General features: G+C 49.4%; 14 protein-coding genes and 1 riboswitch. Of the genes, 13 read left to right on the top strand and 1 reads right to left on the bottom strand.

Annotated elements, in window-relative coordinates; genetic code table 11:
- The first annotated feature begins 64 nt into the window (after positions 1-64).
- Positions 65-2053: a methyl-accepting chemotaxis protein gene (locus tag ACWGXJ_RS23400; RefSeq protein ID WP_452567686.1), complete on the top strand. Its 1989-nt coding sequence runs from the start codon at positions 65-67 to the stop codon at positions 2051-2053.
- Between the two features lie 94 nt (positions 2054-2147).
- Here ACWGXJ_RS23400 and ACWGXJ_RS23395 read toward each other — a convergent pair whose 3' ends face one another.
- Complete coding sequence (locus ACWGXJ_RS23395) at positions 2148-3128, bottom strand: DMT family transporter (RefSeq protein ID WP_039271680.1); 981 nt, start codon at positions 3126-3128, stop codon at positions 2148-2150.
- Between the two features lie 181 nt (positions 3129-3309).
- Between ACWGXJ_RS23395 and ACWGXJ_RS23390 the strand changes: the two genes are divergently transcribed.
- From ACWGXJ_RS23390 to cobK, 12 genes are all read left to right on the top strand, one after another.
- Positions 3310-4167 carry a LysR family transcriptional regulator gene (locus ACWGXJ_RS23390; protein WP_023990802.1) on the top strand — a complete coding sequence of 286 codons (858 nt, stop codon included), beginning with the start codon at positions 3310-3312 and terminating at the stop codon, positions 4165-4167.
- Between the two features lie 69 nt (positions 4168-4236).
- A complete protein-coding gene (locus ACWGXJ_RS23385; protein WP_254326196.1) occupies positions 4237-4950 on the top strand; it encodes a pirin family protein in 714 nt (237 codons plus the stop codon).
- Between the two features lie 15 nt (positions 4951-4965).
- Positions 4966-5304, top strand: coding sequence for a hypothetical protein (locus ACWGXJ_RS23380; RefSeq protein ID WP_322158882.1), 339 nt, complete (start codon positions 4966-4968; stop codon positions 5302-5304).
- Positions 5305-5483: 179 nt separating this feature from the next.
- On the top strand, positions 5484-7109 hold the full coding sequence (locus ACWGXJ_RS23375; RefSeq protein ID WP_452567685.1) for a spore germination protein: 1626 nt from the start codon (positions 5484-5486) through the stop codon (positions 7107-7109).
- Positions 7109-8320, top strand: a complete 1212-nt coding sequence (locus ACWGXJ_RS23370) for a Ger(x)C family spore germination protein (RefSeq protein WP_452567684.1) — start codon at positions 7109-7111, stop codon at positions 8318-8320. Before ACWGXJ_RS23375 ends, ACWGXJ_RS23370 begins: the two co-directional genes overlap by 1 nt.
- The gene (locus tag ACWGXJ_RS23365) at positions 8317-8541 is read left to right on the top strand and encodes a hypothetical protein (RefSeq protein WP_069290596.1); all 225 of its coding nucleotides are present in this window, start codon (positions 8317-8319) and stop codon (positions 8539-8541) included. The genes ACWGXJ_RS23370 and ACWGXJ_RS23365 overlap by 4 nt, the downstream gene beginning before the upstream one ends.
- Before the next feature lie 43 nt (positions 8542-8584).
- Positions 8585-9739 carry a GerAB/ArcD/ProY family transporter gene (locus ACWGXJ_RS23360; protein ID WP_250260205.1) on the top strand — a complete coding sequence of 385 codons (1155 nt, stop codon included), beginning with the start codon at positions 8585-8587 and terminating at the stop codon, positions 9737-9739.
- 101 nt (positions 9740-9840) lie between these two features.
- The gene (locus ACWGXJ_RS23355) at positions 9841-10692 is read left to right on the top strand and encodes a uroporphyrinogen-III synthase (RefSeq protein WP_069080101.1); all 852 of its coding nucleotides are present in this window, start codon (positions 9841-9843) and stop codon (positions 10690-10692) included.
- Positions 10693-10921: 229 nt separating this feature from the next.
- Positions 10922-11476, top strand: coding sequence for an LOG family protein (locus ACWGXJ_RS23350; RefSeq protein ID WP_069290593.1), 555 nt, complete (start codon positions 10922-10924; stop codon positions 11474-11476).
- A 57-nt stretch (positions 11477-11533) separates the two neighbouring features.
- A riboswitch (cobalamin riboswitch) is annotated at positions 11534-11719 on the top strand.
- Positions 11720-12029: 310 nt separating this feature from the next.
- Positions 12030-13829 carry a precorrin-3B C(17)-methyltransferase gene (gene cobJ / locus ACWGXJ_RS23345; RefSeq protein WP_452567683.1) on the top strand — a complete coding sequence of 600 codons (1800 nt, stop codon included), beginning with the start codon at positions 12030-12032 and terminating at the stop codon, positions 13827-13829.
- Positions 13830-13919: 90 nt separating this feature from the next.
- The gene (locus ACWGXJ_RS23340; RefSeq protein WP_452567682.1) at positions 13920-14981 is read left to right on the top strand and encodes a sirohydrochlorin chelatase; all 1062 of its coding nucleotides are present in this window, start codon (positions 13920-13922) and stop codon (positions 14979-14981) included.
- Positions 14978-15757 carry a precorrin-6A reductase gene (gene cobK / locus ACWGXJ_RS23335; RefSeq protein WP_452567681.1) on the top strand — a complete coding sequence of 260 codons (780 nt, stop codon included), beginning with the start codon at positions 14978-14980 and terminating at the stop codon, positions 15755-15757. The genes ACWGXJ_RS23340 and cobK overlap by 4 nt, the downstream gene beginning before the upstream one ends.
- The last annotated feature ends 82 nt before the right edge of the window (positions 15758-15839 follow it).

Below are 15839 nucleotides of genomic sequence, written 5' to 3'. Positions count from 1 at the left end.
AACCGATATAACTAACACGGAATGTAATTCAAATATATTGTTTTATGAGCAAAGGGGAAAAAACATGGGAACAACGCGAAAGAGAAAAACGATATGGACACTCAGGAACAAGCTAAGTTTAGGCTTTTTACTTGTTTTGCTGATTCCGAGCTTAAGTATTTCCACTGCGACCTATAAATCATCATATAATGCTATGGAGAAACAGCTCCACGGCAGTGCGAACCAGGGGGTAGCGACAGCTAACTCCATTATTGAATACGCAATCGCCAGTAAAATTAAAGATGCGAGTTATTTGGCGGAGCGTCTGGACGGTTCGATGATAGATGGTCGAAACAGCCCTTTGATTCAGCCCAAGCTGATCCAATACAAGGGTTTGCACGAAGATGCAACGGATATTTTTGTTGGTACACCGGAGGGGCTGATGATCCGGGGGGTGCCCAAGGAGGATGAAGGGACATTTGACCCTCGCACACGTCCATGGTACATCGAAGCGATGAAGCAGCCCGGTAAGGTTGCAATTACGCCTGTGATCATCAATTCATCGGGTATTCCTGTTGTCGTAGTATCTCAGACGCTTTCCGACAAGTCCGGGGTTATCGGGATTTCTCTAAATCTGGAGAGTGTACGTAAACTGGCCTCTATCAAAGTGGGCCAGGAGGGGTATATCATCATTTTGGATCATACGAAGAAATTCGTAGTCCATCCTACGGCTAAAGCGGGCTCATCTCCTCAGGAGAATTCGCTTGATACGTTGTATACTGCGCCGAGCGGGAACTTCAACTATATGCATGAAGGTCGCGAGAAATATTTGACCTATGTAACGAATACGGATACCGGCTGGAAAATTGCAGGTACCTTCTATCAATCCGAGATTAGCGATGCCACCGCTGCCATGCGTTATGTAACCATTTTCGTGCTGGCTGCCTCACTGGTGATTGCGCTTATCGCGATTTTCCTGATTACCCGTTCTGTTTTGGTACCGATTCGTAAGCTGCAAAAATCAGCAGAACGAATCAGTGAAGGAGATTTGACGGGCGATTTGGAAACTGGAAAAACGGATGAGGTGGGCGAATTGTCTGCTCACTTTCAAACCATGGTGGATAGTTTGCGCACGATGATTCGAAGCGTACACGAAACGACAGATCGGGTAAGTTCTTCAGCGGAGGAGCTGGCTGCGGGTGCAGATCAGACAACCCAAGCGATTGAGCATGTCACCATTGCTATCCAGGAAGTAGCTGTGGGCAGCGAACGTCAGGTGGAGAGCGTCAAGCACGGCTCCGTAAATATGGAGGAGCTTGCTCAGCAAGCAGCGAACGTATCCGAGCGTATGGTGGGCGTATCTGAACATGTGAAGATGAACGCCGAGTCGGCTCAGGAGGGCAGCAAGGCTGCTACGCAGGCTGTCCAGAAGATGCATGACATCGATGAGACCGTTAACGATCTCGGACAGGCCATGGACTCTCTCAATGAGCGCTCCGGTGAAATCGTGAATATTATCAGCGTTATATCCGGTATTGCCAAACAGACGAATCTGTTAGCTCTGAATGCGTCCATTGAGGCCGCACGCGCTGGGGATCATGGTAAGGGATTTGCCGTGGTCGCTACGGAGGTACGTAAGCTAGCTGAGGAATCAGCGAAATCGGCTACCTTGATCTCGGAGCGTATTGAAGCGATGCAGGTGGATATGAATCATGCTCTGGGTGCTATGCATCAAGCGCGGACACGGGTGACGGAAGGCATTGATTCGGTAACCACGTCTGAGCAATCCTTTGCGGAAATCAGCCAGGCCGTGGAACGAGCTATGGTACATATCAATGACATTACCGGAGTGACTCAGGAAATGGCACGAGGGACTGTAGGCGTCGTAGATATTATGAGCGATATTGCCCACATTTCGGACGAGGCAGCGAGCAATACCGAGTCGATCTCAGCGGCAGCTGAGCAACAGCTCGCTTCTATTGAGGAAATTGCTTCATCTACAGCGGACCTGAGCCAAATGGCAGAGGAATTGCGCGAACTGGTTGGACGTTTTCAGGTTGAAGGAAAATCATAAAATGATAAAAAGCGCCCGGATACAGGAGATTATACTCTGTATCCAGGCGCTTTTTTTAATGTTTAGCATAATTTCTAGTTTGCAGGGTTAGAAGTTAACGTTGGAAGGACTTGCGGCGATCCAGACGGAAACGGACATCCCGTGAGCTGTCGGAAGGACGCAGTGAACTTCTCTGAAACATATTGTTCAGAATCAGTGCGAAAATGACTAGCACTGTCCCATATAGTTCAAAACGGCTAATGACATAACCTTGGAAGTACATGAGTACCAGCGTGGTAATCGGTACAAAGTTAATAAATAGAATTCCGTTCAGTGGAGACAGCTTTCGGATTCCGGCATTCCAGCTAAGCAGGGCAGCTAGCCCTGGAAGCAGGATCATAAAGCTCATTTCGTATTTAACTGACCACACAGCCTGCCAGTCCGGCACCACAATCCAGTTGAAAGCAGAGGCAAATGTGACGACTACGAAGGAGACGAGAGTTCCCAGCAGGCAGGTTAGGGTTGAATACCGAAGAGTAGACCATCCTGCAAAGTGGCTGCCTCCCATGGAATATACGACCCATCCGACGACGCCTACGAAAATAAGCAGCAGCGGCAGTAAATGTTGTCCGGCAAGTGTGAAAAAGGTCCATTTTCCGTTCGTGATCACAAGTAAAGCCCCAGCCAGCGCAATCACCATGCTGATTAGTGTATATTTCGGAGGCATTTTACGGGTCATGATCCACACCATCGCAATGGAAATCATCGGCATTAGCACTTCCATTATAGAAGCTACCAGAGTACCTGCTGCCCCCATCGCGTGCTGTCCCTGGAAAACGGCCATATTATAAATGGTGAATCCCATGGTCCCAAAGAATAACAACGTCTTGCCCTTGCCCTCAAAGCGAAATGCCGTCCGTCCCTCTTTGAGCCACAATAGCACGACTAAAATGAGTGTAACCGATAAATAGCGCAAAAATGAAAAGTACAGTGGATTGATATGTTGTAATGCAATGTGCGAAACCGGAAACATCGCCCCCCAGGACATACTGGCGATTAGGCATAATAAAGATCCGGTCATGATTTGTCTGTTCATGGTGTACAAAAGCTCCTCCTTGCCGGTCTCAGCGGACATATCTTATGGACACATCATAAAGGATAGGAAGCTGTTGGTAAAATGATTGAAAATAAACATTATGATCATTTAAAATGATAATAAGTGACAAGGCGCGTCAATTTTGATGGCCCCTTGTCCTTCACAATAAGGAGGAGCAGTAGTGGATCTGAACGATTTAAACATTTTCCAGACGGTGGCTGCGCATGGCAGTGTCAGCAAGGCTGCAGCCGAGCTTAGCTATGTCCAGTCCAATGTAACGGCCAGAATCAAGCTGCTCGAAAAGGAACTGCAAACGCCTTTATTTAATAGACATAAGCGGGGAATGATCCTCAATGCAGAGGGCAAGCGTCTGCTGCAATATACGAAAAGCATTTTATCGCAATTTGAGGAAATGAAACATGCGTTTCAGAATACCTCTGCACCTTCGGGGGTACTGGAGATTGGCATTGTGGAGACTGTCATTGCCCTCCCGGCCATTTTACATGCTTACTATAGCAAGTACCCGGATGTCGAGTTGTCCCTCAAGGCCGGGGTTACAGAGTCTCTGGTGCAGGAGGTTGCAGAAATGCGGCTGGATGGAGCTTTTGTGACCGGGCCGGTCAAGCATCCGCTGATTGAACAGTTTGATGTGTTTCAGGAAAAACTGGTCCTCGTATCCCAAGGAGATGACTTTTCTGTCGAGGATCTTACGACCCGTCCACTCCTGCTGTATAAAAAAGGTTGCGGCTACCGGGGACGGCTGGAAACTTGGCTCAAGATGGAGGGGATTATTCCCAAGCAGATTATGGAGTTTGGGACATTTGAGACAATTATCGGCAGTGTGGCGGCCGGTATTGGAATGACTGTTTTTCCCGAATCGTCGATCAGCGGGCTGGTGGCTCAAGGCCTTGTATGCGGTCATGCGATGCCTGAGCCGTACAATGAAGTAACAACGGTGTTTATCCGGCGTAAGGAAGCCTTTGTTACCAGTACTTTGCAGTCTTTTATAGATGAGATTATCACTCAGACAGAGGCGTAGCTTTATCGCTTGGGCTCGGTTACAATGAGAGGGATTTGATCTCATTTTTCTTCCTGAAGGAGGGCTATTATGTTTACAATATATCCGGCGGCTTCCCGATTCAGCTTCGATAAGGGCTGGTTGCGGGGAAGTCACAGCTTTTCATTCGCGGAGTATCAGGATGAGAACAATACAGCGTTTGGCCCTATGCGTGTCTGTAATGACGATGTCATCGCACCGGGACGGGGATTTGGGGCGCATCCGCACAGTGATATGGAGATTGTTTCGATTGTGCTGTATGGGGAACTGCGTCATGAAGACAACCGTGGACATGTAGCGGTAACCCGTTTTGGAGGCATTCAGCGAATGTCAGCGGGCCACGGCATCATTCATACGGAGCACAACGCTTCACAAACGGAGGATGTCAGTCTGCTGCAATTGTGGTTTAGCCCGCATACGAGAGGACTGAAACCGTCATATGAGGCTACAGCATTCAATCCTGAGCGTCTTTACGGTCAGCTTCTGCCTGTCGTTGCCGGAAAGCGCGTACCAGGCACGGAGGGTGAAATAGCTGCAATCAACCAGGATTTAACGATTTATTTAAGCAAGCTTCAGCCTGGAGAACAAGTAGAATTCACACAGGCCGAGGGTCGGCGCGTGTTCCTGTTCGTCATCGAAGGCTCGCTGCGTGTGAACGGTGAACATATTCTGCAAGGACGCGATTCCGCTCGTATTGAGCAGGAGCCGAAGCTCTCACTGAAAGCAGAAGATTCTGTTTTTTATATGTTGATTGATTTGCCCTAAAAGGAGGTGCGCACAATGGCGCAGCAGGAAACATGGCTGATTAAGCATGCCGTCACGGGACGTAGCTTTGCTGACAGCCGCAAGCAGAGTTTCGATTGTCATTTTGAATCGGTGGACGGTGTGTTTCGCTTTACGCTTCAAGAGTTGCCGCGTGAGACGGCGGAGGCGATTGTGCGTTATAGCGGGGAGTTGAACGTATTTCGTTTTGTAACCCCGGTAGATGATGGCCCCCTGGTGAAGCATTGGTATTACGTCACCCCGGAAAGCGTGGAATATCATGATCAGACAGATAAGCTTACGTTCGAAGCTGGTTCTGAGATTGAATACCATCCCGAGGAGTATTGGGGCGATTAATCATTCCTTTATCATAAATTTTCAGATATATAATGGATTTCCGAAGGCTCTGCATCATTGCAGGGTCTTTTTGTTATCCGTTCAATATGTTGAGTTCATTGGATACATAATCCTTTGCAGGCTGGTACATCCTATATGTCATATTATCTGTTCGGCTCATTCGTAAAGGGGGAATAACGATGAAGAAAGGGCGCTTTCCCAAGTTGCCGAAGCCACCGTGGATCCGGAGAGCGATTCCAGCCGCAGACCGCAAGACACGAAATTCCAATGTGCCTAAAGGACTGCCTGAGTCTTCGTGGCTGGAACAGCCGCTACGTAGCAGTGTGGAAGACAATTTGATTGCTTTGCGTGATATTTTCAAGGATTGCTCTGATATCGTCTATCGAGAGCTCATGATTTCTCCTGAACGCAAAGGGTTGTTGGCTTATTTTGAAGGTACGGTAAAATCGGAGGATTTGCAGGATCATATCCTGCGGCCTGTCATTCTGGGCATGATGCTCAAGGACCCTGAAGTGAACGGCAAATTGGAGCCGCTGGATGAAACTCGTATCTCCATGTCCCAGACCAAAACGATGGACGAATGGAAGATGGTATCGGCAGCGATACTGGACGGCAATGCCGCCTTGTTCGTAGATGGCACGCCTCGTGCGTATATTTTTAGCGCCAAGGGGGGCGTTCGCCGTGGCGTAGAGGAACCACAGACAGAAGCGGTTATTCGAGGTCCGCGTGAGGGCTTCACTGAGACTCTTCGCGTTAATACGGCACTGTTACGCTTCAAGCTGAAGACCTCCAAGCTCAAGATGTACAGCATGACCATCGGAACAGAAACTCAAACGAGCGTCGTCCTTACTTATATTGAAGGGATCATAGATTCGAAGCTGGTGGAGGATGTAAAAAAACGGCTCAGCGATATTAAAATTGATGGTGTTCTGGAGACGGGGTATATTGAGGAACTGATTGAGGATCATCCGTTTTCACCGTTTCCGCAAATGGAATACACTGAACGTCCGGATACCGTCACTGCGCAGTTACTGGAAGGACGTTTTGCCATTTTTGTGGACGGAACGCCTTTTGCCCTGATTGGGCCAGTCACCATGTGGCAGATGATGCAAGCGAGCGAAGATTATTACGAGCGCTTTTTCATCAGTAATATGGTGCGCTGGATTCGTTTTCTTTTTCTGGTAATGGCTCTCTTTCTGCCCGCATTATATGTAGCGGTGACGACCTATCATCATGATATGCTGCCGACGACGCTCATCCTGAGTATTGCGGCGGCTCGCGAATCCATCCCTTTTCCAGCACTGGTGGAAGCATTGATGATGGAGATTTCCTTTGAGGCATTACGGGAAGCAGGGATTCGTCTCCCCAAAACAGTCGGTCAGGCCGTCAGTATTCTTGGTGCGCTCGTCATTGGGCAGGCCGCAGTACAGGCAGGAATCGTATCGGCGCCCATAGTCATTGTTGTGTCGCTCACAGGTATTGCGTCGTTTACCATACCGCGTTTTAACTTTGCCATCACGGTTCGTCTGCTGCGATTTCCGATCATGCTGATGGCGGGTTTATTCGGATTGTTTGGGATCATTATTGCGACAACGCTGATTGCTACGCATCTAACCAAGCTAACCTCGTTTGGTGTCCCTTATATGAGTGGATATAGCCCATACAACCATATGGATCAAAAGGATATCGTCGTCCGCGCGCCTTGGTGGAAAATGACCAAACGTCCTTCCTGGATTGGTAAAGACAACAACAAACGAGCGAAGGAAAAGATGAATGGAACGCCCAAAAGCGAGGAGGGATGGTGATGAAGCCCAAATCGAATACACAACAAATACGTAAAGTCGCTGTGCTCTGTTGTCTGCTGCTATGCTCTGTTCTCTTGGGAGGATGCTGGGATCGCCGTGAAGTGAATGATGTGGCTTTCGTGATGGGTACCGGGCTGGACAAGGAAGGCGATCAATACCGGGTAACGATGCAAATCGCTCTACCCGGACAACTCGGATCTTCGGGCAGTACAGGAGGAGGGGGAGGTACCAGTGGTACGAAATCCTACTATCTGGAGTCCAAAATAGGCCCAAGCTTTCGAGGAGCAAGTACCGAGGAACAGCGCGGAGTTTCGCGAACACTCAATTACTCCCATCGGCGGGTGCTGCTGTTCGGCGAGGCGCTGGCACGAGAAGGGATTAGCAAAATGATGGATGTACTGGCACGTGTTCCGCAGAACCGTCTGTCGTCCCTGGTTGTTATTACGAAGGGTTCAACGATGGAATTGCTTCAGGCAGATGCTCCGATAGAGCAATATCCAGCAGAAATGGTGCGTGAGCTCAATATTTCCTATATGAAAAAACCTCGTTCCGTTAAGCTGTTGATGAATTCCGTCCTGCTGGAAGGCGTTGACCCGGTGGTACCAGTAATGTCTCTGGTGAAGAATGGGCCCCCTAACCTTAAAGACAAGAAAACGAATATTCAGGTCGATGGACTGGCTGTGTTTCGCAAAGACAGGTTAACAGGAATTATTGATAACCACCTCAGTCGGTTTCTGCTTTTGGGTATGGAGCAAGCCAAGGAGACAGAAATATTTATTCCCCCTCCCAAAGGTAGAGGTTACATATCTGTACACCTCATCGAAAATAAAGTCCAAATTAAGCCCCATATTCAAGGGGATGAGATTCGAATGACCATTCAACTGAACTGCAATGGGAATGTGAAGGAAAATGAGACGAGTTTCGATATTTCCAACGAGGAAAATTTGAAGTGGCTGGAGCAGCAGACAGCCGAGGAAATTAAGAGGGAGCTGGGAGAGGCTGTTCAGGTGATTCAGCAAAAGTATCGTTCAGACGTACTTGGTTTGGGCCGGGCTATTATTACGAGTCAACCGGATGAATGGAAACGGATCAAACCCCAATGGGAACAACTGTATCCCAAGGTGAAGGTCACCATAAATCCGGTCGTGCATATTGAGAATATCGGTGCGGTCACCAAACCATTCGGGGTCAAAAAGGAGCAAATCCAATGAATAAAGTATTTCTGTTACCTTTGGTGCTGGTTATGCTCTTCATGTATCTGATGGACCGTAAAAATATTCACAATGCACCAGCCATCAATCGCTGGGTCTCCCGCGTAATGTATGTTATTAGCATTGGTATCTGGATTTACGGAACATCAACGAAGAGCACCGTTTATGTGGCTACATGGCTAACCCGTTTTATTGACATGTGGCTCCCCCCTACGTTGTAAATCGTGTAATGGATGCCTGCGGGCAAAAGGAGGATGTACCTGCATGAAACAGTTCACAACCAGACAAATTGTGCTGCTTGGTGTATTGATGGAGGTCGGTATTACCCTTATACATGCTCCGGCGCAGGCAGCGGATCACGCGAATCAGCATGCTTACTGGACCTGTATAATTGCGGCTATCGTGCTATGCTTGCCGATCTGGGCGATGTTGAAACTTAAACGACGGTTCCCTAATCAGGATCTGATGCAGGCGATGGTGAGCTCTCACCCTGTGCTGGGCCGTGTGCTGCTTGCAATCTACCTTATTTTATTCCTGATCATCTTTGCACGGGATTTGAGGATTATTACGGATCTGGTGGAGGTGGTGCTTTTGCCGCTGACTCCGATTGTGGTCACTTCTCTTATTGTGCTGTTGACTCTAGTATTTATGGCTAAAGGCGGAATAAGCACCATCGTGAATATGACCGAGAATTTTATACCGCTGTTGATTGTGACGCTGTTGACCATGCCGCTTTTTTTTGGGCGTAATATGGATTTTTCAATGCTGAGACCCTACTTACATCCAGAAGTAGAGGGAGTAATCAAGGGGAGTTGGCGCATGCTGGGTTATATGGCCGATATTATGATAGTCCCCTTTGTGATTTCTGGGAAGAGCTATAATGGGCGTAGTGCGTGGTTTGGGCATTTGCTCGGAACCGCTTTTCTGACCATGCTGGTGCTGCTATCCGAGTTGGTTATTGGTGTTCCTATCTTGTCACGGCTGTTTTATCCAGCGTATGAACTGGTGCGTCAATTGCAGCTAACGGACTTTCTGGATCGGTTCGATTTGTTCGTGGCAGTACTGACCGTACCGACCTTTCTTACGAAGATTGGGGTTGATCTGTACGTTACCAGTTTGGCGGTAAAACGGATGTTTGCCCAAGCCTGGGGGAGCCTGATGGTTTGGCCCGTAGGTTTGTTAGGCTATGTCTGTTCGTTTATGCTGTTCTCCAACATTGTGCAAATTTATGAGTTCAGCCGGGAGTGGACCGCGGTGATGATCATTTTTTTTGTTATCATGCCTTTGTTGCTATGGATGTTGCTCCGACCCAAATCTAAAGGGAAAGGCGGAGATGATAGGGCATCTAACGGAGAGCGGGATAGTAGTAGTCAGAAAGAAAGCCAGCATGGAGGCAGAACAGAACACGGCCACTTATAAGATTACTGTATTCATCGGAAAAGTAATTCTTATTTGTCTTTTACCCCTCTGATTGTATACTTGGTAGAAAGAAATACGACATCTACAAGGGAGGCAACAGAATGGCACAACGCATGGCAGGCAAGAGAGTCGCTCTTGCTGGTCCCCGTAAAGCAGAAGAAATGGCGCTGCTAGTTGTGAAGATGGGGGGGGAGCCAGTACAGCGCCCGGCCCAGGGTACCGTTTTTCTGGATGATATCGAGCTGCGCAACGCTGTTGTATCGTGGGTGAAGCACCCTCCGGACTGGTACATCTTCACGACAGGTATGGGGCTGGATGCCCTGTTCGATATGGCAGAGGATATGGGCGTGGCTGAGCAGATTATGGAGTTGCTGCAATCTTCCAACATTGCAGCGCGGGGCTACAAGACGGTCAATGGACTCAAAAAGCGTGGCTTTACGCCAGCAGTACGAGACGAGGACGGAAGTTTGATCGGATTGACAGGAGCTTTCGCCCCATACGATCTGAAGGGAAAAGAAGTATTGTTGCAACTGCATGGCGATCCAGCCCCACGGTTGGTAAAGTGGCTGGACGAGCAGGGGGCAGTAACCCGCCAGGTACTTCCTTATAAGCATATCCCACCTGAGGAAGCAAAATTGCAGGCGTTACTGGAGGATGTTATCCATCGTAATGTTGATGCTGTTACGTTCACGAGTGGTCCGCAAATTCGATTTTTAGCCCAATATGCGAGAGAGCAAAATCGAATCGAGGATTTACTGGAAGCTTTCCGTGAGGATGTGATTGCTGTATCAGTAGGGAAGGTGACTGCACAGTCCATTGTGGAAGAAGGGATTGATCGAGTCGTGTTTCCAACCGAAGAGCGCATGGGCGCGATGATGGTGGAGCTGGGCAAATATTTTGAGCATAACGATTCGGTGCATGGCTGTGGTCTGAAGATCGTGAATGGTCATTGAAATGAGATGAAAATGAGATAGAAATGAGATAGAAATTATAAATATAGTATGCTAAAAATGAACTTATATTTTTGGATAAAGCGTAAAATAAAGATAAGGGCCTGCGAGGTCTTTATCTTTTTTTTTGTTGGACATGCATCGACAAAGATTTTTGTTATAGCGAAAATATTTAGCTAATATAATGAATAAGTTTCGATGCATGATACTTAGGACAGGAGCTGAGACGTTAATGAATTCTATTTGTGTATTTGCCGGGTCCAGACCTGGACATTCATCGGTATATGTTGAAGCGGCAGGCAAGCTGGGAGAAGCCATGGCTCGCCATCATATCCGTCTGATCTACGGTGGCTCCAGTAGGGGGCTGATGGGAGAGGTGGCGGATGGAATACTGGCGGGTGACGGTCAGGTCACTGGCATTATGCCCACCCTGTTATTTGATGCAGAGATCATTCATCGGGGAGTTACCGAGTTCATTGAGGTAGCAAGCATGCATGAGCGTAAAGCGGCAATGAGCGAGATGGCCGATGCGTTTATTGCCCTTCCGGGTGGCTTAGGAACCTTTGAGGAGCTGTTCGAGGTATTGTGCTGGGCGCAAATCGGCATTCATCGCAAGCCGATTGGGCTGCTGAATGTGAATGGATATTTTGACCCGTTAGTAGAAATGGTGCGTCATAGCGTGCAAGAAGGGTTTACCGGGGCTGAGCATCCAGCGTTATTAAGTATCTCTGCGGACCCGGACGAATTGCTACATATGTTAAAAAATAAAGCAGAGAACTTGAAATAAAGCGTTTTTCGTGCTTGCACAACTGATTGAGGCAAGGTTATGATAAGACCCATAATCAAATAGCGGACAGACAAGGTGCCTTTGCGGTTGAGCAAAGGGTAACAGGGAATCGGGTGCAAATCCCGAGCGGTCCCGCCACTGTAAGGAAGAGGATTTTTTTAAATGGTCACTCGTGAAAAACGGGGAAGACGAAAGAATCTGTTGATGCCAAGCCAGGAGACCTACCTTGATCTGTATGCACCGTTAACCTTCGCGGAGAGGATGGGTGTACGAAATCAGGAAATCAGGCACACGTTGCTTTTTCCATGTTGGTTAGAGGTTTGCGTGGATATGAACGTGCAGCAGCGTTTGAAGCGTAAACAGACAGGTGGAAAACAACGGCAGGCTGGAGGAAGACAAATAGTGTCTTCTTACGCTGTTTGTTCGTCTGATGAGAGATACGTACATAGAAACCCCATCCGGGTAGGATGGGGTTTTTTGAGTTACAGGATGTCCATAAATCATTGAAATAGATAGCATAGCTACCCTGAAAAGGGTGAATAGGAGGAGCACGATGAGCCCATTAGGAAAATTGCTGGTGATTGGATTTGGACCAGGAGATATGGAACATATCACAAAACGGGCGCTGGATGCGCTGGCCGAAAGTGAGGTCATTATCGGCTACAATACCTACGTTGATTTGATCCGTCCGTTGTTGAACGGACAAGAGATTGTACGCACAGGGATGACAGAGGAGGTGAGCCGTGCGCAGGAGGCGGTTCGCCAAGCAGAGATGGGCAAGAAGGTAGCTGTCATTTCCAGTGGAGATGCAGGAGTCTATGGTATGGCAGGGCTGGTGTACGAAGTGCTGATGCAAAAAGGCTGGCGACGCGAGGACGGGGTTGAGGTAGAAGTCGTGCCGGGGATCTCGGCTATTCAGTCCTGTGCTTCACTGTTGGGGGCGCCAGTGATGCATGATGCTTGCACGATCAGTCTGAGTGATCATCTGACCCCATGGGAAACGATTGTGAAGCGTGTAGAAGCAGCGGCTTCGGCCGATTTTGTGATTGCATTATACAACCCGCGCAGTGGTCGGCGTACCCGCCAGATTGTGGAGACGCAGTCCATTTTGCTGCGTTACCGCGATCCGCAAACTCCAGTTGGGTTGGTGAAAAGTGCTTATCGTGAACGTCAGCAAGTTATTGTAACGACGCTGGAAGATATGCTGAATCATGACATCGGGATGCTGACGACTGTAATCATCGGCAATTCCTCGACAACGGTGTATGACGGCTTGATCGTGACTCCGCGCGGATATCAGCGCAAATACACGCTGGATGCGACCGAGCAAGCGCTCAAGCCACATCAGCGGCTCCGCACGGAAGCGGAGCCGTGGTCGCTGGGCGCACAAGAGGCTGCACCGCAGGCAGGCGCAGCCCCGACTACGCCCGCTGGACCCTCCGCGAGCGGCGCTGCGGTTGCGACGCAGGCACGCCCGCAAGCGATGGCTGCCGTGCAGGCAACGACCGCTGTGCAAACCGGCGCAGCAACCCCGGCATCGCTGGCGGCAGAGGCACTAAGCCGCCTCGCTGTTGGCGGCAAGCTGCCTGACGCAGCCAACGCTCGCTGGAGCGGGCAAGCGCCTACCGCCGAGAGCACCGCCAGAACGTCAGCGGTGGCCGGAGCGGGGGCTACGGCCGGGATGGCGACAGGCGGCTTTGGCAAGCCTGCGCTATTTGAGGTGGGCGTTTCCCCGGGTGTGGGAAACAAGAAGTTCACCGCTCGCCAGATGGCGCTGCTCGCCGAGGTAGCGGGTGATGACGGCGAGCTGGAATACACGCCAGATCATCAGATCGTGCTGCGCGTACCATGTGCAGACCCCGAGGAACTGGTCGGACGGCTGCGGGATGAACGATTCATTGTCATGCCGATTGGCGATGTGTTTAAGGTAAAGGCGTGCGACTTCTGCAATATGGAGAAGGATGACGCTGTGCCTGTGGCTGAGCATCTACAGGTTGTACTTGGCGGATTACAGGCACCCAAGGAAACGAGCATTGCTTTGAATGGATGCGGTATGGCCTGCTATGGAGCGGTGCTGGAGGATATCGGTATCGTCTATCGCAAGGGAGGATACGACCTCTTCCTTGGTGGCAAAAAATTCGGTCGCAATGCTCATGCCGCTCAGCCCGTAGCGGAAGGGATTCCGGGTGACCAAATTACTGACATTGTGGAGAACGTCATCGCTGAATATAAGGAAAAAGGGCATCCGAACGAGCGTTTTCATAAATTTTTTAAACGTGTAGGCGTCGTTGCGGGTTTCCGGCATGAAGATGCACCAGCAACGGTAGAAGTGAATGCGGTTTGTGGGGATTAATGGACTGAAGGCCTGATGAACTGGATACAAGCATATATAAAATAGGGCGTCATGCAGGCTATCCCTATTAAAGAGGAGGAAAAAACAGCAGTGGATGCAATATTGTTAGTTGGACATGGAAGTCGGGACCCGGAGGGGAACCAGGAACTGCTGGAATTTGCACAGGCAGTGGCAGACCGGGTACCGGATATGTGCGTGGAAACCTGTTTCTTGGAGTTGGCACGTCCCAGCATTGCTGATGGGATGCAAACATGTGTGGAGAAAGGTGCGACGCGTGTCGTTCTCATTCCGATTATCTTGTTCGCAGCGGTACATGCCAAAATTGATATTCCGATGGCTATTGATCGGGCAAAAGCAAAATATCCACAGGTGGAATTTGTATATGGACGCCCGATTGGCGTTCACGAGAAAATCGTCAGCATTCTGCAAAGCCGCTTGAAAGAGGCCCGTCCGGTTGCAGTTCCAGCGGGAATGAATAGCGCTGTAGAGGCATTTGCCGAGGTATCCGACGAAGAAACGGCGGTACTTGTGTTAGGACGCGGAAGTAGCGATCCAGATGCGAACAGTGACTTTTTCAAAATCACCCGTATGCTGTGGGAACAGCTTTCTTATACGTGGGTAGAGAGCAGCTTTATCGGTGTGACGCAGCCTTCTTTTCCCGATGGATTGGAGCGTTGTGTACGACTAGGGGCCAAAAAGATTATCGTGCTTCCCTATTTTCTGTTCACGGGTGTGCTGATTAAGCGCATCGGAGAAATGACCCAGGAATTTGCCGAGGCTCACCCTACATTACAAGTGGAAATGGGAGGATATTTTGGTTTCCATCCTCAACTGATTGAACTGGTACTGGAGCGAGCTAAGGAAGGCTTGTTTGGCAAGGTTACGGCCAATTGTGATAACTGCCAGTTCCGTCTGGAGGCGCAGGAGCACCACCATCATCACCACGACCATGATCATGACCACCATCACGATCATGAGCATCATCACCATCATCATGCACATGAGCACGATCATCATGATCACCATACACACAGCCATGATCACACTCATGAGCATGTCCATGCTCACAGCCATGATGACCATGATCACCATCACGAGCATTCACATACGCCATCTGTAGTGAATGGAAGCGGGCAGGTGAAGGGCTCATGATATTCATGCTATGTGGAACGAGCGATGCTCGGGAATTGGCGCTGCAAATCCGTGACAATGGCTTCAACGTATTGACCTCGGTCGTAACCGAAAGTGCGGCAGCCAGCTTGTCCGAAGCAGGACTGGACGTACGTACAGGCCGAATGACAGCCGATGAAATGGCTGCAATGATTCGGGATCAGGGAATACAGGCTGTTGTTGATGCCAGTCATCCTTTTGCAGAAGAAGCACATGCGAATGCGATGACAGCTGCTCGCGAATCCGGAGTTCCTTATATTCGCTACGAGCGGGCGGGACTGGTGTATGACAATCATCCATTGCTCCACATCGTGTCTTCCTATGAAGAGGCCGCATTAGAAGCGAAGCAACTCAAAGGCTCTGTCATGCTTACGACAGGTAGTAAGACGCTCGGCACGTTCACCAAGCATTTACTCGGAGACCCGGAGATTCGTCTGGTTGCACGCATGCTGCCGCGCTTGGACAATATGGAGAAATGCGGCGAACTGGGCATGGAGCAAAAGAATATTATTGCCATGCAGGGACCCTTTTCCCGCGAGATGAACGAAGCATTGTACAAGCACTATGGCACGACCGTGATGGTCACCAAGGAAAGCGGACGCACGGGAGCAGTGGATGAAAAGGTACAATCTGCATTGGAGCTGGGGATTCACGTACTTTTGATTTCCAGGCCGGAAGTGGAATTTGGCACAGTATTTGATCATTTCGGCGGAGTCATCAACGCACTGCGCACAACAAAAGAGAGAACTTCAATTTGAGTTGAGCCTTGCCCCTGCGAGTCCAATCCATCAGGAACGACTTCTGGCATGTATTTAAAATATAGTCATCTTAAAACAGGTG

This window comes from Paenibacillus sp. S33 (assembly GCF_053615415.1).
This window is presented reverse-complemented; position numbering and strand designations above follow the sequence as displayed.